Raw genomic sequence first — 23029 nt, 5'->3', positions numbered from 1 at the left:
ATATTGGACATATGGCCTCTCTGCACTGGGGTGACATGGATTGGTTACGGCTGCTCGTGAAAAGCTTTCCAGAATGAACCCTCTGTATTAATGATATCCTTGATCTGGGCAAAAGGAATTGTAAATGTCGGAAATCCCGCGACATAAGGAGCAATTTCATAAGGGCTAAAGTATAGATGCAGTGCATCCGCTGTGACAAAAAACGGCTGATCCGGGCTGATTCCCTCATACGTGTCCGGAAAAACATAAGAGTACTGCGGATCAGTCTTGATCTGATCACCTACAATTTTGCTGAGAACCTTTACATAATCACTGTTCGGTTTAAACAAATCCTTGAGTTCATACATCTGGCCGCTGCTCAGATTAATAATCGCATAGATCATCGTTGGCATGCCATGTGCTGCACCAGCCGGGTAGTTATAACCCGTGAGTTTGAGTTGAAGCAATTGCTGCTGATAGAACGTAATATCAAAATCCCCTGTATATGTGTAACCCAGCTTCTGATCCGCAGGGATTGGCTTCACTTGGGAAAGTGCCTTTAACTTGGCGTTTACTGCAAGCTGAACGGCTTGATCGGTTAACCCTTCCACCTGCGGATAATACACGAGATAATCGGGGTTTGGCTTATATTTCTCTTCCCGTACACGATATGGCGGGTGAAGCGGAACGATTGTATTTTGCCGCCATATGATCTGCCCGGTTCGGTTTACATAGGATACGCGCTGGTCCACATACGCCTTGATCAGATCGGGAGCTACCAATTCGAGTGTGCCCGAGCCTTCAACACGGGGGTATCCCGATGCAGGTCGCCCATTTAGATCCAGAAAGAACGTTTGTGTTCCATTCGTGGCTGAGGCAAGGCCTCCCTTATAATTCGATATATCCGTATATACAAAATCCGAAAGTTTTCTACCAGTGACATCTGCAATTGCATAGACCGAACCTAGGAAAGACTGTTTGGGGTCAATCGCTTGCCCCAGGGCTAGCCGATGTTCTCCCAGATCTCGAATGTCATTATAGGCGGGTTGGATGGTAAATGTGCCCTGTGTGTTAATAACGCCATAGATGGAGTTGTAATCCTCCGCTGTATTTACAATAGCGTACCCACCACTGAACGGAAATGCCGAAGTGAAGCTCGGCTGAATTCGGATATGACCACTTTCGTCGATATAACCGTATTTCCCCGATGCCTCTTTCTGAAAAGGAAGTAATCCGTCACCTAGAGGTCCTACATAGGCATATGGATACGTCGCCAGCCGCTGACCATTTCGATTGATTAACGCATATTCATTTTCCTTGATCTGCACAACGGCCTTGCCATCCTGAAAATCGTTCGCTGAAGCGAACTGCGCCCGAATGACCTCATTTCCAGCGGTATCCAAGTAACCGTAACGACTGACTTCCCCGCCTGCCTGACTGCTGTCTGAAAGGTAAAACAACGCTCGACCGTCCTTCACATCGGCAATAAACGGATATGCCCGTTTGGTCAATACTGCGCCTTGTTCATCAATCATCTTGAACCCTTGGGAATCAATGACAATGGCCCGACCTTCTGCAAAAGAATTAATGGAATCGTATACAGGTTGAACGACAAATTGCCCGTTAAGATTGATGATGCCAGCCTTCCCGTCTTTTACCACGACAGCCAGGACATTTCGTTGAAAGTCTTGGGCGTCGTCAAGTATTGGTTCAAGTCGAATACGACCTTGGGCGTCCATATAACCCCACCGGGTTCCAGTCGTTGTTCTGACCGATATCGGAAATAACCACGTCGTTTCAGGCGGCCCCTCTGTGCCCATGGCTTGCCTAATCTTCTTTTCCAGCTCAAGCAAAACTTCCCGGGAAGGGTACGGATTACTGAAACTTAGCGTTTTTTGGACAGAAACGAGTGCGGCAGGAAATAGCCCAGCTTTATATTGAGCATCCGCAAGATAGTACCAATAGAACGTGTAGTCTGGATGTCGTTCTGCCAATTGCTCGTAATACTGTACGACTTTAGGGAAGTAATACGGATATACATCTGTTGCGGGGACCCATTTACCATTCTGCCAGCGGATGATCTCGACCCGATAAGCTTCACCTGTATCATGAATCCAGAGTGCAATCTCTACTTTGCCATCTCTGCCGTGGTGACCCGGCATATCGATGATTTCCGCATGGCTGTAATACAAATCTTCTGGCGCGAGATCTGTCAGTCCTGATTCTGTCCAATCGTACACAGCAAGCTTCGACCAGATCGCACCGATCTGCCAGCCGACAATGAGATTGTTCCGCGCCGTGGATGTCACAGATGCCGCTGTCAGCAAGGTAACGCCATAACCCAAGCCTTTGGTCAAAGACATCTTGATCCAGTGACCCTGGTAAAATTTCAGAACAAGCAGTATTAATTCTCCGCCCCGCTGATATACAGCAGCAATCTCCGGCATTCCGTCTCCGGTTAAATCTGAAGCATAAATGGCCGGATGTTGGACCGGTTTATCAATGGTGACGACAGTCGCGTCAGCCGGGATATGTTGATTGACAATTTGCGTTAACAGAGGTTCGCTCATAGACATGCCTGTTTCCTCCTTAAGACAGCATTCGCCTATGGTATGGGTATGCATCATAAGTGGGGATATGACATCTGGGCGAATATAACCGTTAACTTTGAAAAGTTGAAGCGAATAGCAAAATCTTATAAAAAAGAGCAGTCGTGAAGACCGCCCATTTTATTATTTGTAACCATCCTTATGGATCTTGCAATAACACTCTTTGTCCGTTCAACATCAAATAATTCACTTCATTTACTGGTATTGTCTGAGATGATATCCACTTCATCAAATTGTCGTCAATGTTCAGGAACCCCGATTTGGGAAGAATGCTCGTGCCATCGTTGAGATAGAGTTCCATATGAAGATTCTCAGGCGTTATTTGATTGACGCCTTTGCCCATGAGCGTAACACCCAGGGAGGAGATTACAATCTCTGTACGTATTTCCTCATCCAGCGTAAGAGTTGCTTTTCCAGTTTTACTTAAAGAATCCTGTTTCAGATCAAAATTTGTTTCCCATTTCCCCGTAACAAACTGATCATAACTGGTAAAGTTACCTTTCAGCTGGAGCTTGTTGAGTTGACTGATATCCGAAATATCAAAAATATACTCCTCATAATCCCCACCGTATCTAGTGCCACCTTTGATATAAGAGCCGTAGGAGACACTATTCATGGGGATATCCTGCTTGTTCCCTCGATCATCAGTGAAGAAAAAGTAACCATGATTGTATCTACCCATCTCGTCATCTGGATTAATCTGAATATGCAATTTCCCATCGACGAAACCTATATTGGATATATACATCCAATCGACCCCAGGCAACTTGATATGGGTTTGATCCTGACGAAGTACATGAATGAATTCCTGTTCACTTAATTCCAGAGCGGATTCACCTCCCCACCCGTTAATCCAGTCTTTGAGTGGATCAAGAGTATCATATTCGTTCTGCTGCTTCTTACTCAGGAGTTCTGAGAGATTGAGCCCAGAATCATAGTTCTCCTCTTTATTTGCACCTGATAAAAAAGAACTAATCTGGACGCTCATTCGATTGCTGAACCGTTTTCCCTGAACCAGAAATCGGACAATCGCTGTCTTCTCAGCAGTATCATAATGTACTAACTGCGCGTTATGTGCACGACCACCTGATACATGAAAATCATATACATCAAGTGAAGCGTTGACCCGATCTTCCGTTAAATCCTTGAGGGCTACATAAATTTCAGTTGAGCTGCCGTCTCGAACCGCACCGAGAGTCTGCATGCGTATGCCCTGATCTTCACTGGTCTTATTTACGGGACGAAGAATGTTGATTCGATCTCCACTCAAAAATTGCAGGATGGATGAAAGATCAATTACCCCCATAGCCGCTGCTGCACCTGTAACAATTGTTAAAGACAGGATAACTGCAATGGGGATATAGATTAACTTAGGGATTCTTCTTTTGTACAGTTGTGTTCTATTCTTCTGTGAATTACGTTGAGAATTTGCCTCAAGGCCCACTTTTTCATAGAAAAATTTCTTGATATGGGTTAGATTCTGTTCAGTAAAATGATCTCCTGGATTCGATATGGGAATCACCTCCTCTATTTCTTCTGCAACCACCACTTACGCAACCACTGTTTCGAACGATAAATTTTGTTATTGACCTGTCTGATGTGCAAAGACAAGGCTTCTGAAATTTCCAATGGCTTCTGACCTTCGTAAAATCGACGTTTCATAATCTCCCGGTCAGGTTCAGGAAACGATTCAATAGCTTGTTCCAATTCTTGATACCTTTCTATACTGAGCAATTGAGAGAGCGTGTCCTCAGTTTGAACAAAATGAATGCTCTCCTCATATGAAATCTCACTTCTGCGATTCCATTTCCGGTAACGATCAATGGCTTTATGCTTCGCAATGGTTGCCAGATAATTTTTCAAACTGCTACGCTCGGGCTGGAAAGAAAGTGGATTTTGCCAAAATGAAAAAAAGGTGTCTGCTACGCATTCTTCGATTTCTTCTGTTGAGGCATTATGTAATATGGAATAAATAATTTTCCATAACAATCCAGCATAGTTGTTCATCACCCATTCCATAGCTCCATGGTCACGCCTTGCAACTGCTTTCCTGATCTGATCTTCCTTCATGCTTACCCTCCCTTCCATATAGAGTGATATACGAGTTAGTAAGCTACGGATATCTCCATTAAAATGCAACTCTATATTAGATTCGATCCAAAAACTCAATTTACTCAATAAATATAAAAAAAGAATTGCAGAGGCGTACGCTTCTGCAATTCTTTAAGTGTGTATCGATTCAGGAAGATTCTTGAGTGCTGAGTTGCACATACTGTGTGAGGCGACAATAATGAAGCAACATAAGCTCCTCATCACCGCTCCCCAGAGCAGTTTTTCGGCCCTCTTCGATCATGAGTTCCAGTATTTCACGAAGAAAAGACATTTGGAATCTCGAGGTTTCCGCAATTAGCTGCTCCAACACTTCAATATCTTTCAGTGTGAATTGGGACAATCCACGAAGCAACAGCTCTTCTGACCAGCTGCTAATCTTCTGCATCAACTGATTATAGTCTTCCAAATCTCCTCGTCCTTCCATAGCCCGTATCCAGTTTCAGACTGATTACCGTTTTACCCTTCAGGAAGCTGATCGGGTATATCCGTTGTTGCTCTATACGCACAAAAGCATAGAAGTCTTCGAGTGTCCCTGCTCCATAGCCCGACTCAAGCCGTTTGATCATGGTTTCCCATTCCGTTGAATAAGGAAGAGTCAGATCCAACGTCTCCCCCCTGTCACTCTCCATCGTTAGAATAAGGTCCTGTGATTGCTTATCAAAGCGATGCTCTACGACCCTGGCAACCTTAATCATTGCTAGTCGCTCTTTCGGAATGGAAAATAACTCAAATGAGCGTGAATCCTCAGCGAGTACGGAGGCTACATCTTGCATGTGCTTGCCCAGACTCACCTCTTCCACTCCTGTTCGGGGTAGCAACGTAAGTTTTGCACCTTCCCCGGAGGAGAGCCTATACTCTTCATTTACTTTAACTGAGCGAAACTGTACTTCTTCCCCTGCAAATTGACGAAAAGTCAGATTGGGCAGCCATGGAGTGAAGGAACCATAATGCTCTGTATATGAGAATTGATTCTCTTCATAGTATACCGCCCGCACATCGCTGTACGTATAGATCTCCGCATCATCAAAACAATAGAAGTAATACGTGATTCCACGGTAACCGGAGCGTGTCTCCCATGCATCAGCACCCAAGCCATACAGATGCAGTGCAGAAACCGCATAGTATTTGCTTCGAAAACTGCCAATGAGCTGACTTTGTTTGAACGCCGAGACCTTCTCTTGTTCAAGCACGTGTAGTGCAAGATACAATTTGCTTACCCGATCAAGCATCGATTGCATGGAGAACCGTACATGCCGGTTAAAGAACAGCTGCAGTTCTCCCTGAATCCCGCGTAAACTCCGCTCAACGTCAGGAAGATGACCACTATGGGCCGCAATGGCCAGTGTCTCCAATTGAGCCATATACGATTGCGGTAGACGAGCAAGTCCCGTCTTTAACAAACCTGTCAGCATGGAACGACATTCCCGCACCGTTTGAAGTGAAAACTTGATATCATGAACTCTTCCACCTATGGCTTCCGTATCATCCAATCCTTGTTGCATCCGATACCGCAGTAACGCTTCCAGCTTGGTCATATTGCCGGCAGTTTGTTTTACTTTGCACAGGGCTTTGGTTAGACTAGCTTCCTCTGTAAACGAAACCTCAATTTCTTGTTTCACCAGACGCACCGTTAGAAGAGAATCTTCCAATACTTCAATCTGCTCTGGATATCTTAATCGGAACAGAACTTCCTCAATCAAGGAAGAACTATAGGATTTAATCAAAGAAGCAAGGTTCGATTCAACCATCCAATGGAAGCGGGACTCTGTTACCATGGAATGCGTATTTTGAATTTGAACTGCCTCATGATCATCCCTACCAGACGCAGGTTCCAACTCTGCTGAGGACGCTTCTTCACCCTGATTCAATGTATCCTCTGTCTGATGTTCCCGTTGATAATACAAAATTGAAATCAGTACATGTTTGCAAATATTATCTGCCGGACACGAACACTCCCAATGTTCCAGCGTATCTTCAAGCGTACAATGTATACCGTCACTCAACTGGCAACCCACAGAGGTTTCATTCCAGGTATATTGGACAGTCAGTCCATTATCCAACTCTTTTAGGGAACGTTTGTATAGTCCCTTGTTGGCATATCGAATCAAATAATCCTCCGTACACAGCTTCGAAAATATCCGAAATTTCTGTTCAAATCCACTCACGTGATCAACGTCCTGACGCTCTTAAAATATCATAGATGGTTTCACTGAACACACGACCTGCGATTTTGCCCAAAGCAATAGATTTGTGATCGCTATAATAATAGTGTTTTTGGGTGCCAGGTTTAAAGAAATGCAGCGATTCCAGCGTAATATCTTCCAATCCTTCATAATACGTGATACTCGTACCACTGAAGCGCAGTTCGGCGACGAGATCTCCATACTCTTTGTAAAATTCATGATACCAGCCGCCATCTTGCGCCGGACCTTTGACCCATCCGTATTTCTCCAGTGTTTTGGGGAATGCAGTGGGAGAGAAATCAGACTCCGGCAAGCGGTCATATTCAACCTTGTTTTTGTCTTCATCCTCAGGCACATGAATTTGACGATTCAGCTGCTCAAACGGCTGCCTGATCTCATAATCCTCCAACTGCGTTTTCCATCCTTCGAGCGTAGTTTGGTCAAGTTCGAGTGGATGAATCAATCCCACTAGAGATCCCGAGGGCAGCTCGTATTCATCCTCATCGACGGTATTAAACGTGCCATCCTCCATATAACGGAACGTGGTGGCCAACTGACCATCTTCATATGTGCCCCATATCAGACCTACCGCAAATTTCTGCATGATTACATTCTGTACAAACAATGCTGTCCACTCATCAGCAGACCACAGCCGTTGTTTAGACAACGATTCTTCCAGACGTTGTGCCTGGATGTTAACCATTGTTTTGAGATCCTTCTTCAATTGTGTGAAACGCGCCTTAGATTGTGCTGCAAGTTCAGCATCATCTTTCTGTGCAGGAGCAGGTAAACTCTTCACAGATTTACCCGTTTCTTCATTTACAACAACCACCTGCAGATCTCCATTCACTTTAATCAGGAATGAACGCTCCCCGTAGCTCAGCTGCATCGTTCCATTCTTATCAAAACCAAGTGTGGTGACGAGTCGATCTTCCAACTGTTCCGAGGTGAGTCCCAAATTTTCTGCAGCCAGCTGCAATGCTTCTTCAGCCGCACCCTTAACCTGGCGGTTCTTCACACTGCGTTTGATCTTGTCAATCGCCATGAGAGCGGATGGTTCCTTAAGATAGGCCAGTACTTTTACAGCATCAGCCGCAATGGCGCCTCGGCTGTTTTCTGTCCATTCCTTAATTTGTGGAGCCAATATATTTACAACCTGAATGTCGCCAAAGAGTGCCGAGAGGTACATTACCCACTTCTCCTTGGCGGAAGCACCCTCCTGAATCCATAACTGGAGCAGCTCGCTCGCAAACCGTGCCAATGATTCCTCGCTTACATACTCACGTAGTTCATTCAGTCTTTCGTTCGGCGCAGAGGTATGATCTATCGATTGCACCAAGATATATTGCTTGATTCGATCATCTAATGGTTGATTGTCCTCTGAACGTATCAGAGAAGGAAGATCGTTCAAGGACAACCAGCTTAGTCTGGTCAGCTTTTTGCCATCTGCCTGATCTGCAAGCGCCGCATGAGCATACTCAGGGCTTTGATCCGCGGTATCCAACAGAATTTGAATCAGGTTCTTCCAGTCTGCAGACTTCTCACCCTTCAGAAGCTCAAGGTATATATCCTTGCTGTTATCCAAACTGCGAATGGCGCTCAGAGCCATTTCCTTCACACCCGTTTTCTTCTCCGAACGGTATATTGTCGTGTATAAGTCCTGGTCAGGAATTCGATTAAATTCAGATAACGCTACGCCATTTGCCTTCTTGGATGAATCCTGCAACCCCGCACGAACCGCTTCGGCTACTTGTTTCGTCGAAAGCTCATGACGTTGTTCAAAAGTAATTTCCAAAATTAAGATGCGCGTGTCCGTAGGCAGTTTCTTATACTGTCCCAGAGCAAAGTCCAGATTCTGCTGAATAATTCGGTGATATTCATCCTGTGGCATCGATTTGTACTTGTAATCGGTCATACCGTTAAGAGCGATCACGCTGGACAGCAATTTCTCTTGCTTCACCTCTGGATCTTGGCTGTAACGTTCAAGCAGCTTCTCTCCGCTAAACGCGTAAGATTGATACATATCAGAAACGATATCCAGTGTCCACTCGGGATACGTGGTCAGAATCACGAACCGACGCATCGCCTCCGAATCCAAAGGCAGGAAACTGATGCTGATCAAGTTATGAACGCGCTTTTTGTCACGATTCAGGTTATTAAACAGCCCACGACTATTCGGATCTTCCCAGTATTCTTCAAGGAAGCTTTCCCCGTTCAAATATCGTGCAATGGCAATTCCCTGTCTCCCTCCATCTAACGGATGCCGAAGCGCACTGAACACGGCTTGTTCAACCGTTTCATGCACATCTGGCACTGCGATTCCATGGTCCTCCAGCATTTTTTGAATACACAATTTGAGGAATGGGGGTTTTAAAATGTGGTATGCACGAATCGCTTGCTGCGGCTCATTCACAATCGCGGATTGCAGAAATTGCCATGGTATGGTGTACGCTTCGAGCTCATTACGCAACATTTCGATTAGCTGATATGGCTCGTCTAGGGGCACCAGCCCTGACAGCAACTCATTAGCATTTTTCGTTCTTGGATCCATGCTTAACAAGTAGCGCCGAACTTCAAGTGGATAGATCTCATGTAATTGGTTTATGGCTTCGAGCAAAATAAGACCGGTCTCACTTTTGTCTTCAAGGAAACGTTGTTTGCCGCCACTTATGTTAACTAAATACAACAAAGCATTGCTCAAAAGGATCATCGTCTTGTCGAACTCACTGTAAGACAGTTGTTCCTTTTTGGAAAGAGAAGAATCCGAATAGTTCTCAGCTATAACTCGACTATGCTTTTCTTGGAGGAATTCACCATTCAATTCATATGCAGATCTGTTATGTTTCGTTTGAAAATTGCAAACCACCAGAGGCTCAATCAATGTATGCAATTCGTTCTGGAGCTTACTCGGTTCATGGGTCATCACATGTTGAAACAATGTTGGCAGAGATTGAGTGAACTGTTGCACCTGGGCAGCATGAGAAGGGCTATCATTGAGATCGGAATAGAGTCGAAGGAGTATCATTCCATTGATTACATCCTGGAAATTCCCCTTTAGTCTGCTTTTTAATTCATCCAGAATTTCCTTCTCTCCAGCAAACCGATTGATTTTCTCCAAACGGGACAGCAACCCGCCCATCCGGTCATTGTTTTTGCTCTTTCCACTCAGTCCATAAGCTTCCGAGTCGTTTCCAAGGCAGAGCGTAAAACCATCGGTTCTCCATGAATTTCTTCTGGAATAATTGGATTCCATATGAATTACAATGGCTCCCGCTCGAAAAAAGATATCTCCGTCATCTTTTTTGGCAATTTTCATGAGTACTTCTATCGTCTGATAGGCATAATGACTGGAACCTCCAATCATATCAGGAAACTTGTCCGTCGTTCCCATCACAAAATCAATGATTTCCGAACTCCGATCCGTTTTCAACGAATATTCATTGGAACACACCTCTGCAAACTTCTCCACCAAAGCTTCTACTGCGCGGTCTGCGGTTAACATTACACATTCCTCCTCGAATATGAGTGTATAAATGATCTTGTATATAACCAATTAAGTAATAATTTCGCCAATCCAGTCCGCCAACTCATTGGGTGTAATCGCAGCAACATGTGCACCCATATTGGATAACGTCTGCGCAGCATGTTTGTTGTACACGGTATCTCCGTTAAAATCGAGTGCAGTCAGCACAAGCAATTTGCAGCCCGTATCCAGAATATCCTTACATGCCTTATACATGTGCTGGATCGGGTAACCTTCCTCCAAGTCGCTAACGAGAATGTATATCGTTTTCCCAGGATTTTCGATTAACGTCTCACCATAACGGAGTGCCTTGGTAATATGGGTTCCCCCGCCAAGCTGCACATTCATGAGCACATCTACCGGATCTTCCAGCCTGTCACTCAAGTCAACAACCTGTGTGTCAAAAATGAACAATTTCGTTCGCAGTGCATTCAAGCGATAGAAAATGCTGGCCATCACCGAACTGTATATCACTGAATCTAACATGCTTCCGCTCTCATCCACACCAATGATGATGTCCCACTTGTTGTGAGACTGGATATTCCCGTCAAAATATAGACGATCAATTACAAATCTTCGATTGTTTTTGTCATAGTTCTTCAAGTTCTTGGTAATCGTCTGCTTGAAATTCAAATTGCGTAAGGAACGCACCGAACTGGATGCATAACGGCTGCGTTTCCCCATAATGCTCGCTTTGGTCTGAGATTCGAGTTTGCGTCGCAGCTCTTCAACCACGACTCGTACGATTTCCTTGGCGCTCTTTAATACGTCACCTTTCATTCGTCCTTTAAATTGCATAATGTTCTTGAGTAGGTTCATATTGGGTTCGAGGGATTCCAGCAGCTTTTTGTCCGTTAACAATTCCGTTAGACCATAAAGGTCAAGCGCCTGTTTCTCCAGAATTTCTACCGTTGATTTCGGGAACAGTTCCCTGACCTTATGCAACCATTTGGGAACGGTTAGATCCGAGGTGCCCCTTCCTCCCCCTTTTCTGTAACCCTGCTCTTCACCGTATTCGCGATTATACAGATATCCGAGAATCTCATCGACTTCGGTATATTTAAAATCATCAGGGGAGTAATCTTCTACATTGGACAGTCCTTCTTCGGCGGATTCACCTAGAATAAGGCGCCAACGGTTTAAGGTTTCCGCCCGATTCAGCTCAGCATTGTCTTTCACAATTTCCTTGGTTTTATCCAGCTCATTCAGATCAGTTTCCATGCATCAAACTCCTTCCGAAGGGCTTCATCCCATGTTTTGGTCTGGATCAGCAATCGCTCGTCAACGGAAGGCCATGACATCTCTTCGTTCTCTACCTGATGCAAGCTCGCAACCCGATCCGCAATCAGGCCTGTCTCCATGGGGGTAAAGTAAGTAAACGCCAAGCGAAGCTCAGGGATCATGCGAATAAACTCTTCATAATCAAGTTGCTCGATCATATAGTTCAATTCTGATAAAAGCTGATCTTCATACAAAAAAGCATCCCGAGCTACAGAGAACACGCCCTGTAGATAAAGTGCAGTCTGCCGGGTCTGTTCCTGCGATCCCCGGATATATGCACGTGCCCGATCCACGATTTCTTCTCTAAGCCTGTCCCCAAGTCCTGAAGATATGGCAATACATACCCCCTCCAGCTGGGCCGGAAGCTGGCTGTCTGACAGAAGTTCATCCAGGTGTGCCCTGAATGGTTCATCCCGAAAATGCTTTTCGGACGATTCCGCCAGCATGGCAAGCAGCTTTAGTCCCTGGACAATCGCTTCATGTTCATCCGGATTCGTTCTTGAGAGCTGCATCAGTTTGTCAACGGCATTGTTATAGGCTTCGGACACAAGGTTAAGGAGGTGCTGTTCCTCAGACAACCCAAGAAGTCTGCGATGCTGCTGAACTCGATTCAAAATATGCAGACTTCCACACAACGACAGGAAATTTCCATCCTTCCGGAGCGCCGATTTCACTTGTTCATACAGCTTCATTGCGGTATCCTGCAGGCCCATGAGCAGAGCCTGAAGCATGGATTTGGCGAGGTCACCGCTGTGATGATCCGGTATTCCCTGCATTTCCTCTTCCATCTTGCGCGTAGCGGCTTCCCGAATCGTACCTCCATAGAGCGAATTCTCGATTAATCGAGCCTCAATTCTGGAGGAATAGGTATATACCCACGTCTCCCGAACAAGGTTCATGTCACGCTGTGCAATCCAATCGGGGCCCGATTGCCGCTTCGCGAACTCCGGAACGAGATAAACCATGCATTGAAACAATTGACTTTGCCGACGATGCTCAGGTTTGGCGTATAAATCAAGTACTTTCTTATGTTGACCTGTAGTACGGATTTGAAGTTTTGATTCTGTACAACGTTCTTTGAAATCCTCAACGATCGGAATACTGAATGGGTTGGGAGCCACTTTTCCGATGACATCGCCGGTTAGCAATCTGTGTAATTCTTGCAGCGGTTTGTCTGAAGCTAACGTAAGTTCACCCTTAACAAAGGAAGAAAGGGTTGCATCCATCAGCTCATAGACTCCCCCTTCCCTTTTCCCTCTCAGTCCTGCGAGTCCTTGAACCATGCTGTACGCCTCAATAGCGTCGCTGGTTGATACATGTTCATGCCCTTCCCTCAGCTTGCGGGTTAGTCGTGATAACAAGTCTAAAGCGGTCAAATTATACACGGAACTCTTTTGTCGAAGCAGCTGGGTCCAGATCTGTTCGTAATAATTCACGTAAGGCATGCCGCTTGCATACCCATTCAGCCGATCCGCTTCGGCAAACGTGTAGACCATGGGATACATCTGCTGACGCACCGAATTCTGAGCCTTCGCATGCTCTTGCATCGTCATCTCTTCTGAGTCCGTCCCATGATTCTCGAGCATCAGCAGCCCATACGTATGAAATCCGCCAGTGATGACAAGCACACGTTCATGCTCCTGCCCAGCTTGTTTAATACGACTTCTCATATGAGCTTCTCTTGCCAAATCACCTGTACTGTGCAACCGTTCCGCTGAATAACACATCCGGGATAAGGTGCAATACGTGAATACATCCTGTACAAACGCCTGTGTTGATTTCTCCAGACCACCAATCTCAAATACGTTCTCCCACAATTCATCGAAACTTCGACAGTTTGTTTTCTGACATAAACGGTGGATAAACTCAGATCCTGCAAGCAATGTCTCGTCTTGAATAGAAATCTCCCGCTGTTCCAGCTTTTTTGGCTTAGAGAAATGATGGTAGTCCAGGTCGATAAATGTTGCAGGGATGTTCAGCCGAGCGGCTTTTTTGAGCGCTACATATTCAGGAGAGTAACGAAGCATCGGATAATAACAGGCCGCTCTCTCCTCTTCACTCTCATAGGTGTAGTAAAGACTGACAGGAGGTATGGTCGCCTCATCAGCCAGAACTTGAAGCAAAGGATTTCCACTCTCAGGTCCTTCGATTAGAATGATGTCCGGCTTGTATTCTTCAATCAATCGCAGCAAATGATAGGAACAGGCCGGGCTATGATGGCGTATGGGAAAATAAAGCGTTCCGTTGTTCAGGTTATACACTTGGGACTCAAATAGCGTCTGTAACTGGGCAACATCCAGATCCGCTTTTCCTGTTAACCGATCCATTTCTTTTCCTCGTAGTAATCCTTCCAAATCCCTTCTTCTCTCGAACGCTCCTTCACGACCTTAGAGAAGTAGGTTTTGAGAATGGACAGATCCTTGTCGCTTTCTTTCGCTATCGTCCCCAACATGTTTTGTACCAGCCGATCCAATGCGATTCCCTTGTCTTCGTAATAATAGGAAGTCATTGCACTCTGTACATATACAGATACTGCTTCAGCCGTACTCATGGACGCTTGGGGCGTATCGAGCTTGTAACCTTCCCGCGTCATTCCTGTGCGAAGCTCCATAAATGTCGTGGCCAGCAATTCAACCACATCCGAATTAATCTCGGTGTCTATTCCGCTATGTAATAATAGGCTTTTCGCCTGGGATTCAATAATTTTGGCTTCCATTTTCACACTGCTAATCGGTTTGATCGTCTCAAAATTGAAACGGCGCTTCAGCGCACCACTCATTTCATTGACGCCTTTATCTCGAATGTTCGCTGTAGCGATCACGTTAAACCCCGGTTTGGCAAACAGCACACCACCATCCAGCTCAGGTATACTCATCACCTTGTCACTAAGAATACTGATCAGGCTATCCTGTGCTTCAGCGGGGCAACGTGTAATCTCCTCAAAACGGGTAAGAATCCCCTTCTTCATTCCGTTATACAACGGTGAGGGCACAAGCGCCGCTTCGGATGGGCCCTTATCCAGCAGCATGGCATAATTCCAGGAATATTTGATCATGTCTTCAGTTGTACCTGCCGTACCCTGAATTGTGTTCAAACTGGTTCCAGAAATGGCCGCGGTCAGCAATTCACTGAGCATAGTCTTGGCTGTTCCGGGTTCTCCAACGAGCATCAAGCCCCGATTTCCTGCCAAGGTTACCACGGCTCGTTCAATGAGAACATCGTTGCCATAAAATTTCCGTGTAATTGTGATCTCTTCTCCATCCAATATGGCAGGTTTATCCCTGCCAATAATAAAATCTCTGACATAGGCTGGGGAAAGCAGCCAGTTTGGAGGACGTTTTCCCGTATCTTCTTCTCGCAGTGCCCTTAATTCTGTCTCATATAGTGTCTCGGCGGGCGGCTTAAGCATCTCCATCGTCAAGGTTTCTCCTCTCGCATAAACAGATCGTATGTTCTTATTACATTTTATCTTATCACAGCAGCCTTTGAACGAACGTAGAAAACGACAAAAATGGTTGAAACGTCCTTCTTATCAGCATTCTTCATAAGTCCGTGGACATGGTGCATTAGCACAATTGTGAATTACTTATATCGTTACATCATGGCGGTTGCATTCAAAACTAATTTGATTTCATGTTGTTGTTGTAGAAAACTTCAATTTATAGGCCATACGTCCCTATAGTTCATTAAACATCACGTAATATGGTTCAAGCAGATTAAGTCCAATCTCACAAAAAAAACACAACCAAGTAAGCTGTGTCTTCACCCAATCTCTAACTGATGATATACCTAACTTCCAAGTGCTATTCCCTCTAAAATATGTAAGCTTTCCATACCATATTGCTTAGTCAAAAACAAGGTTTCAATCGCTCCAATATTGAATATATAGATGGTGCAGGCTTTTCGTATGAAGCCACCGAAATTAACATATGATCCCTTAGATAAGATGCGTAACATTACGAGCTTTTGATGAGAGGAGATTAACCATTTGAGTACAAATGAAACTTCACAGCCTGAGTTCTTCACCCGAGAATTTACACAGAACCCTTACCCCGTATATGAAAAGCTGAGACAGAATGATCCCATTTACAGAGTTCTGTTCCCTCATGGTGATTTCGGCTGGATTATTAGCCGCTATGAGGATGCAGTCGAAGTATTAAAAGACAACCGTTTCAGTAAGGATGTAGTCAAACGTTATGGACCTGATCAACAAAATATATTCGTGCATAACATGCTTTTTTCCGATCCACCCGATCACCGCCGGTTGCGTGGACTTGTACAGAAGGCTTTTACTCCCAGATTGATTGAGGGCATGAGAAGCCATATTCAAGATATTGCTGACGATCTCCTGGATAATCTCAATTCCCAAGACAAGATGAATCTGATTGATGAGTTTGCTTTTCCATTACCGATCATTGTAATCAGCGAGATCCTGGGTGTACCTCTTGAAGATCAGGACAAATTCCGTCTTTGGTCCAATTCCATTATCGATGCGACAAGTGCGGAGAATTCCGAAGTGTTCGAAAAGCATGCCCAGGAGTTTATTGATTACCTGAATGATTGGTTTGCCAAAGTGCGTGAGCAGCCGGGTGACGATCTGATTAGCCAGCTCGTTGTGGCAGAAGAATCAGGAGAACAACTCTCTGAAAAAGAACTGCTCGGTGTTGTTGCTCTGCTGATCATCGCCGGACACGAAACAACCGTTAATCTGATCGGCAATGGTGTACTTGCCCTTTTGGAGCACCCGGAGCAACGCGACCTGTTGATCAAGCAGCCTGAGTTAATCCATAACGCCGTAGAAGAAATGCTGCGTTATAACGGACCGGTTGAATTCAGCACATCCCGCTGGGCATCCGAGGACATTGAATTTCATGGACATCACATCGCTGAAGGTGAACTTGTTATTGTAGCGCTGGATTCAGCCAATCGGGATGAAGAGAAATTTAAAGATGCGGATGTGTTTGACATCACTCGCGAGAAGAGTGCACATTTGGCTTTTGGCAAAGGCATTCATCTCTGCCTGGGAGCTCCTCTCGCGCGACTGGAAGGCGAGATTGCTATTAATACACTGCTTCGCCGCTTTCCCGATATGCAGCTGCAGACGGATGTTAATGAACTTGAATGGAGACCCGGCATGATTGTTCGTGGTGTTAAGGAGATCCCGGTACAGCTTAAATAGATGTGTATTTGAAGCAAGGAAAGCGAGGCACCTGACTGGATGGAAATTAACACCATAATTTTAGTCGTTTTTTTATTTCTTATTCTTATCTTATTGGTTCGCGTCATCAGCTTGCAGACACAGTTGAATGAATTGAAAAGGGATGTTGAACGCCTGGAGAATGGTTCAGGCAGTACCGCTCATTCCCCTCTCAGTTATAACGCTTCTTCAGTGAATGTGTCTCCACCTCCACCGGCACAGGCTGACCTGACTGAACTTGATAAAGAATTGCAGGCACTTACACAACAGGGCAAGAAAATAATTGCAATCAAAAAGGTTCGTGAAGCGAGAAACCTGTCGTTGAAAGATGCCAAAGAATACGTCGAGTATCTTGAACGTCTATAATTAGTGAGTTTAGATAGACTTCCCAACTTCCTGCAAAGGTTTTTGCTTTCAGTTGATTCATGTTCGACTGGAAACAACGATCTTCGTGGGGAGTTTACTTTTTTCAAAAGGCATGATAAAGTTATTTCAATATTTATAGAAATAAGAAATAAAGACGAAAGGACCGATTTTGATGCAAACCAATCCCATTGATACTGAACAGGCCGTGAAAATTCATAAAGCTCTGGGTGAACAAACACGATATAAGATCATTCAGATCCTTTCGGGTGAAAGCAACCTTTGCCCGGCTGATTTGGAGAATCGGCTTGTAACCGTAGCGCTCTCCACTCTATCTCATCACCTGAAGCAGCTTTCCGATTGTGGTTTGTTAACATCACAAAAGAAAGGTACGTATATTTACTACAGCCTGAACACGGATACTGTACAGAGATTTGCTCCTTATCTGTTGGATAGATAAAATTTTTGTTTTATATTTCTATAATACTAGAAATATAAAATTATTTTCATTAAAGCGGTATTGCTACTTGGTCGGCTGAGCCTCAACGTAGTCGTGTAAATACCCTTTTTGACATAACACCCGGTATATTTAATAGTTTAAGTACTCAGCCTTGCCTCATTGGTGCATTAGTTATTTCTTAGTTCTGTTCTCTCGTCTTTATTTCTATATTTCTAAAAATATAATAATTATAATCAGAAAGAGGTAATATACTCATGTCTAACACATGGAAAATCTATGTCCTGGCCTTGGTCAGCTTTCTTGTAGGGACCTCCGAATATGTCATTGCAGGCATTCTGGATCGGATCTCGGACACCATGAATATATCGTTGATTGCTGCGGGACAGCTGATCACAGTCTTTTCACTTGTATATGCACTCGGTACGCCTATCATTATCGCCTTAACATCCCGCATGGATCGACGAAAGCTGCTGCTCTACTTTCTGGGACTTTTTGTCGTTGGGAATGTCTTGGCCTACCTGTTACCCGGATATGGACTCTTTATCGCTGCACGTGTCCTTATGGCGCTGGGAGCAGGAGTCGTCGTTGTAACAGCCTTGACAGTCGCTGCCAAAATAGCGCCCGCAGGCAAACAGGCCAGCTCTATCGCAACGGTCATTACGGGGTTTACCGCATCTCTGATCGTGGGAGTTCCACTGGGAAGAATGGTTGCTGCAGCTTGGGATTGGAAACTTATTTTTGCAGGTATCGCGATTTTGGGTGTGATTGCCATGGTTGTTATCGCATCTACGATTCCACCATCTGAAGGCGAAGCACCCGTTCCTTTGAAAAAACAATTAGCCCTGCTTAAACAACCTCGTATTGGATTTGCGCTGCTTGTCAGCTTTTTCTGGTTAGGAGGCTATTCCATTGCGTATACCTACATTTCACCTTACCTGGTATCTGTTGCAGGTATGAGCGAAACGTTGTTAAGTTCCGCTTTGCTGGCTTTTGGTATCGCAAGTCTGATTGGTTCCAAATCTGGAGGATACAGCGCGGATCGTATGGGAGTAAAGCGAACACTCATCCTGGGAATGGCCTTGCATGTCGTAAGTCTGCTGATACTGAACATCACGGCTCATTCGGGTGTGGTCATCTTTATTGTGTTGATTCTATGGTCTTTCTCCGCCTGGTCTTCCGGCCCAACACAGCAATATAATCTGGTTACAATGGCTCCTGAATCGTCCGGGATTATGTTGAGTCTAAACAGCTCGGTTATGCAACTGGCCATGGCTGCTGGTGCTGGTATTGGGGGGATCGCTGTCAGCGCAGTTTCATTGTCATCCATCACCTGGATTGGTGCTGTAGGGGTGGTTATTGCAATGATCATCATTATTCTTGCCTATCGTCCGGCAATTGCTACAACAGCTCAGACTGAATCTTCCAATGTGGCATAATGGAGCGTATGCTCAAGAATAAAAATGATAACACGCAAAAAGAGAGGCACTGTGACATTACAGTAGCCTCTCTTTCTTATTCAGTCTAATTGAAGCCTTATTGTGCGGTTACAGCACCATCAATTGGATAAACAGCACCATTAATATACGGAGCCTCGTCTCCCAGCAGGAAGGATACGAGATTGGCAATCTCTTCAGGCTTACCGAGACGACCGGATGGAATGCTGTCAAGGGTCGCTTTGAACACTTCAGGATTATCCTTCCCGAACTGAACCACCATTGGAGTCTCAATCGTCCCTGGGGCAATGGCATTCACACGAATATTTTCTTTGCCATACTCAATGGCCGCTGTACGTGTTAGTCCAACTACGCCATGCTTCGTCGCTGCATATGGAGCAACCGCTTGAACACCCACAATACCTGCTGTAGATGCCGTATTGACGATTGAACCACCGCCTGTTTTGAGCATTTCGGTAATCACATATTTTAATCCGTAAAATACACTTCTCAGGTTAATATCAATGATTTGGTCAAACTGCTCGATGGTATGCTCAATTAATTTGATACCCGGACCAGCGATCCCGGCATTATTGAAGAACATGTCGATTCGCCCGAATTCCTCAATCGTTTTGTTGACATAATTCTCTACCTCATTCGCCTTGCTTACATCTGTTTGTACAAAATGGCCTTACCACCCAGCTTCTCAATCTGTTTTACAGTTTCCTGACCCGTCTCTGCCACGAGATCAACGACCACAATAGATGCGCCCTTCTCAGCCAGCTTTAATGCAGTCGCTTGACCCAATCCACTTCCTGCTCCAGTGATAATTGCTACTTTTCCTTTGTGACTCATTCTGATCTCCTCCATGTGTGTTCGTCATCTGTCATTGGATCGGTTAATTCGATATAAATCGGTCTTGCATCGGAATGCAACATATGTAGGGTATTAAGCCTTGAATCCTGCCTGACTTTACCTATTTTAATGGAGTTACAACTTAAAAACAAATCATATAATATGGCTGCATACTATAACTTTCATCACACACTAAACATCTCAGGAAGGAGAACTCCTTAATAAAAGCGTGTAACGTTCCCCTTCTTTTTGGTGAGATGTACAGTTTAACTTGTTGCGTTGATGCTAAGGTGAACCTAATACTTATCTCAGCAAATTGGTTTTTGCCAGCTCGATCAGCTCATCGCCACGTCCATTCAGTACCGCCTTCATCATCCATAAGGTGAAGCCTTCAGCCTGTTTTATATTAATCTTCGGAGGCAGGGACAGCTCCTGCCGGTTCACCACAACATCAATCAGAACTGGACCATCATGCTGCAATGCACGCTCTACAGCCCCTTTCAGATCCGCCGGATCTTCAACCCGTATTCCCTCCAGGCCCATCGCTTGGGCTACCATGGCAAAGTTGGGATTTACAAGCTCGGTTCCGGATTCAAGCAATCCGGCAGCTTTCATCTCCAGTTCAACAAAACTGAGTGCACCGTTGTTAAACACGACAACTTTAATCGGGAGATTATGCTGTTTAAGCGTCAGAAGATCACCCATCAGCATGGCAATGCCGCCATCACCAGATAGAGATATCACTTGTCTTCCCGGATCAGACACCTGCGCTCCAATCGCCTGCGGAAGAGCATTCGCCATGGTGCCATGACTGAATGATCCCAGCAATCGGCGATTGCGGCTCATCTCAATGTAGCGAGCCGCCCATACCGTAGGTGTACCTACATCGCAGGTGAAGATCGCATTTTCCGCTGCAGCATCGCTGATGATCTTGGTTAGATACTGAGGATGAATTGGCATTTTTCCGGGTTTTCCTACAGCAAGCTCATCCAATTCTTTACGAACTTTCTCGTAACGTTCTACACTTTTATGCAAATGTTTGTCGCTATGCTCTTCCGTCAGATAAGGTAATAAGGTTTCAATGGTAGCCTTCACGTCTCCACACACTCCATAATCGAGCTTTGTACGGCGGCCAAGGTGTGAAGACTGAATATCCACTTGGAGTACAACCGCATCTTCCGGGAAGAATTGACGATACGGAAAATCGGTTCCCAGCATCAGGAGCACATCACAGTCCATCATGGCATGATAACCCGAAGAATACCCGATTAATCCCGTAAGGCCCACCGAATACGGGTTTTCGTATTCCAGGTATTCCTTGCCTCGCAAAGCAATAACCATAGGGGATTTCAAGCGATCACAGAGCTGCATCAGAGGTTCACGTGCACCCGCGCAGCCTGCCCCGCACAGCAACGTAATTTTTTTACCTTGATTCAGGAATTCCGCCAGTTTCCGCAGTTCAGGTTCGGAAGGATGTACAATAGGATGTGTGGCATGATATACATGTTCCGGTACAGGCAAATCAGCCGCTTCCAGAGCTGCTACATCCCCAGGCAGTATAATGACAGAAACGCCTGAACGCGCAACTGCGGTCTGCATCGCCATCGTAAAGGAACGCGGCATTTGTTTGGCTGTTGTAATGACCTCGCAATAATGACTGCATTCCTGAAACAAATACTCTGGATGAGTCGCCTGAAAATACTCACTCCCGATCTCATCACTCGGAATATGAGCAGCGATGGCAAGTACCGGTACACGGTTCCGATGACAGTCATACAGACCGTTAATCAAGTGCATGTTTCCCGGTCCGCTACTGCCCGCACATACGGCGATACTTCCGCTCACTTGGGCATCTGCCCCTGCTGCAAAAGCAGCCACTTCCTCATGGCGGACATGAATCCATTCAATTTTACCCGAACGACGGATGGAATCGAGTACCGCATTTAAGGAGTCTCCAACGATACCATAGATGCGTTTGATGCCTGCGTTCAATAGTGCTTCGACCAGAACGTCTGCAATTGTTTTTTTCATGAAAGGTCGGTCTCCTTTATCCACTTATTTTGAGTTATGTTTCCACCGCGTTAAACTACCTATTCTTTTACCCCAATCTTTTGAAATTAGAAACAAAATCATATGTATTTATGGATATATACAAACATCCGCTTGTCATGGACTGACAAACGGATCATAGGCTACTATGGTTTAAAAAGCCATACATTGCATATTTAGTAATTCATTCATATCACCAAAGCCAAATTAAATGGCGGGCATCACATTGCCACCACTGACCGGGATATAAGCTCCTGTAATAAAAGAGGACAGGTCGGATGCCAGAAATGCTACGGCATTGGCAATTTCCTGATCTTCCCCCCTACGTTTCAGCGGTACAGTTTGAATATAGCCCTCATCATGCCCCGACTCGTTGTTGCGGTCGCGCTCACTGATCGTCCATCCAGGAGCAACCTGGTTGACCGTAATCTGATATTCGCCTACCTCTTTGGCCAGTACACGGTACAAACCGTCCATGCCGCGTTTTCCAGCCGTATATGCAGACTGGGTAGCAAAATTTTGCATCGCACATTCCGTATTGATACCAATGAATCGACCAGCTCTGGCTTCTTTCATATAAGGAATGAATGCTTTGGCAAGATACACACTCTGCATCACACATGATTCGAACTGGCTTATATAATCCTCCGGTGATTGTTCCAGTACCGTTGTCCAGGCATATTGGATGACCGCATTGGCAACCACAATATCCACATCGCCGAGGCTGGATTGAATTTCATCCCGCATCCGAAATGCCGTATCCTGCTTCGTGATATCTCCCTGGACAATGACCGTTTTCCGGCCAAGGGCCTCAATCTCACTTTGGAGTTCTCTAGCCTTCGTTTCATTATTTATGTAATGCAGCGCAAGGTCAGCACCACAGTCTGCCAACGTACGAGCGATGACCCTTCCCAATTGACCGGTTGCACCGGTCACCAGCGCCGTTTTACCTGTAAGATCCAGTTGCATAACAGTGAAACCTCCT

At 45.2% G+C, this 23029-nt stretch carries 15 protein-coding genes and 1 pseudogene; 4 read left to right on the top strand and 12 right to left on the bottom strand.

Going from position 1 to position 23029, the window contains the following annotated elements:
• Positions 1–44 precede the first annotated feature (44 nt).
• From ACFVQB_RS06775 to ACFVQB_RS06735, 9 genes are all read right to left on the bottom strand, one after another.
• Positions 45–2555 (bottom strand): WG repeat-containing protein, encoded by a 2511-nt coding sequence (locus ACFVQB_RS06775; RefSeq protein WP_379435910.1) that lies wholly within the window; start codon positions 2553–2555, stop codon positions 45–47.
• Positions 2556–2727: 172 nt separating this feature from the next.
• Complete coding sequence (locus ACFVQB_RS06770) at positions 2728–3894, bottom strand: hypothetical protein (protein ID WP_379435907.1); 1167 nt, start codon at positions 3892–3894, stop codon at positions 2728–2730.
• Positions 3895–4115: 221 nt separating this feature from the next.
• The gene (locus ACFVQB_RS06765) at positions 4116–4658 is read right to left on the bottom strand and encodes a sigma-70 family RNA polymerase sigma factor (RefSeq protein WP_379435904.1); all 543 of its coding nucleotides are present in this window, start codon (positions 4656–4658) and stop codon (positions 4116–4118) included.
• A 169-nt stretch (positions 4659–4827) separates the two neighbouring features.
• Positions 4828–5106 (bottom strand): hypothetical protein, encoded by a 279-nt coding sequence (locus ACFVQB_RS06760; RefSeq protein WP_379435901.1) that lies wholly within the window; start codon positions 5104–5106, stop codon positions 4828–4830.
• Complete coding sequence (locus ACFVQB_RS06755) at positions 5093–6865, bottom strand: hypothetical protein (protein ID WP_379435898.1); 1773 nt, start codon at positions 6863–6865, stop codon at positions 5093–5095. Before ACFVQB_RS06755 ends, ACFVQB_RS06760 begins: the two co-directional genes overlap by 14 nt.
• Before the next feature lie 4 nt (positions 6866–6869).
• Complete coding sequence (locus tag ACFVQB_RS06750) at positions 6870–10385, bottom strand: DUF4132 domain-containing protein (RefSeq protein WP_379435895.1); 3516 nt, start codon at positions 10383–10385, stop codon at positions 6870–6872.
• 51 nt (positions 10386–10436) lie between these two features.
• Positions 10437–11627 carry a VWA domain-containing protein gene (locus tag ACFVQB_RS06745; protein ID WP_379435893.1) on the bottom strand — a complete coding sequence of 397 codons (1191 nt, stop codon included), beginning with the start codon at positions 11625–11627 and terminating at the stop codon, positions 10437–10439.
• Complete coding sequence (locus tag ACFVQB_RS06740; RefSeq protein WP_379435890.1) at positions 11612–14014, bottom strand: DUF5682 family protein; 2403 nt, start codon at positions 14012–14014, stop codon at positions 11612–11614. Before ACFVQB_RS06740 ends, ACFVQB_RS06745 begins: the two co-directional genes overlap by 16 nt.
• Entirely contained in the window at positions 14002–15102 is a 1101-nt protein-coding gene (locus ACFVQB_RS06735) for an ATP-binding protein (protein ID WP_379435887.1), read from the bottom strand. The genes ACFVQB_RS06740 and ACFVQB_RS06735 overlap by 13 nt, the downstream gene beginning before the upstream one ends.
• Before the next feature lie 573 nt (positions 15103–15675).
• On the opposite strand from ACFVQB_RS06735, the gene ACFVQB_RS06730 reads away from it, so the two are divergent.
• From ACFVQB_RS06730 to ACFVQB_RS06715, 4 genes are all read left to right on the top strand, one after another.
• On the top strand, positions 15676–16866 hold the full coding sequence (locus ACFVQB_RS06730) for a cytochrome P450 family protein (protein ID WP_379435884.1): 1191 nt from the start codon (positions 15676–15678) through the stop codon (positions 16864–16866).
• Between the two features lie 39 nt (positions 16867–16905).
• A complete protein-coding gene (locus ACFVQB_RS06725) occupies positions 16906–17250 on the top strand; it encodes a ribosomal protein L7/L12 (protein ID WP_379435881.1) in 345 nt (114 codons plus the stop codon).
• Between the two features lie 172 nt (positions 17251–17422).
• The gene (locus ACFVQB_RS06720) at positions 17423–17707 is read left to right on the top strand and encodes an ArsR/SmtB family transcription factor (protein WP_379435878.1); all 285 of its coding nucleotides are present in this window, start codon (positions 17423–17425) and stop codon (positions 17705–17707) included.
• Positions 17708–17961: 254 nt separating this feature from the next.
• Complete coding sequence (locus ACFVQB_RS06715; protein ID WP_379435875.1) at positions 17962–19143, top strand: MFS transporter; 1182 nt, start codon at positions 17962–17964, stop codon at positions 19141–19143.
• A 97-nt stretch (positions 19144–19240) separates the two neighbouring features.
• Here the strand turns inward: ACFVQB_RS06715 and ACFVQB_RS06710 are convergent.
• The 3 genes and pseudogenes from ACFVQB_RS06710 to ACFVQB_RS06700 all read right to left on the bottom strand — a co-directional run bounded on the left by ACFVQB_RS06710 (position 19241) and on the right by ACFVQB_RS06700 (position 23013).
• A pseudogene (locus ACFVQB_RS06710) lies at positions 19241–19995 on the bottom strand (SDR family NAD(P)-dependent oxidoreductase).
• 303 nt (positions 19996–20298) lie between these two features.
• Positions 20299–22026, bottom strand: a complete 1728-nt coding sequence (gene poxB / locus ACFVQB_RS06705; RefSeq protein WP_379435872.1) for a ubiquinone-dependent pyruvate dehydrogenase — start codon at positions 22024–22026, stop codon at positions 20299–20301.
• A 225-nt stretch (positions 22027–22251) separates the two neighbouring features.
• Positions 22252–23013, bottom strand: a complete 762-nt coding sequence (locus tag ACFVQB_RS06700) for an SDR family NAD(P)-dependent oxidoreductase (RefSeq protein WP_379435870.1) — start codon at positions 23011–23013, stop codon at positions 22252–22254.
• Positions 23014–23029 lie beyond the last annotated feature (16 nt).

It is taken from the genome of Paenibacillus sp. NPDC057886, assembly GCF_042796655.1.
GTDB lineage: Bacteria > Bacillota > Bacilli > Paenibacillales > Paenibacillaceae > Paenibacillus.
Note: the sequence above shows the minus strand (reverse complement) of the source record. Positions and strands in the feature narration are given on the sequence as shown.

Coding starts and splice junctions, on each gene's coding strand:
- ACFVQB_RS06775 (WP_379435910.1), bottom strand. CDS start 2,555: ATGTCTATGAGCGAACCTCTGTTAACGCAAATTGTCAATCAACATATC.
- ACFVQB_RS06770 (WP_379435907.1), bottom strand. CDS start 3,894: ATGGGGGTAATTGATCTTTCATCCATCCTGCAATTTTTGAGTGGAGAT.
- ACFVQB_RS06765 (WP_379435904.1), bottom strand. CDS start 4,658: ATGAAGGAAGATCAGATCAGGAAAGCAGTTGCAAGGCGTGACCATGGA.
- ACFVQB_RS06750 (WP_379435895.1), bottom strand. CDS start 10,385: ATGTTAACCGCAGACCGCGCAGTAGAAGCTTTGGTGGAGAAGTTTGCA.
- ACFVQB_RS06745 (WP_379435893.1), bottom strand. CDS start 11,627: ATGGAAACTGATCTGAATGAGCTGGATAAAACCAAGGAAATTGTGAAA.
- ACFVQB_RS06740 (WP_379435890.1), bottom strand. CDS start 14,014: ATGGATCGGTTAACAGGAAAAGCGGATCTGGATGTTGCCCAGTTACAG.
- ACFVQB_RS06735 (WP_379435887.1), bottom strand. CDS start 15,102: ATGGAGATGCTTAAGCCGCCCGCCGAGACACTATATGAGACAGAATTA.
- ACFVQB_RS06725 (WP_379435881.1), top strand. CDS start 16,906: ATGGAAATTAACACCATAATTTTAGTCGTTTTTTTATTTCTTATTCTT.
- ACFVQB_RS06720 (WP_379435878.1), top strand. CDS start 17,423: ATGCAAACCAATCCCATTGATACTGAACAGGCCGTGAAAATTCATAAA.
- ACFVQB_RS06715 (WP_379435875.1), top strand. CDS start 17,962: ATGTCTAACACATGGAAAATCTATGTCCTGGCCTTGGTCAGCTTTCTT.
- poxB (WP_379435872.1), bottom strand. CDS start 22,026: ATGAAAAAAACAATTGCAGACGTTCTGGTCGAAGCACTATTGAACGCA.
- ACFVQB_RS06700 (WP_379435870.1), bottom strand. CDS start 23,013: ATGCAACTGGATCTTACAGGTAAAACGGCGCTGGTGACCGGTGCAACC.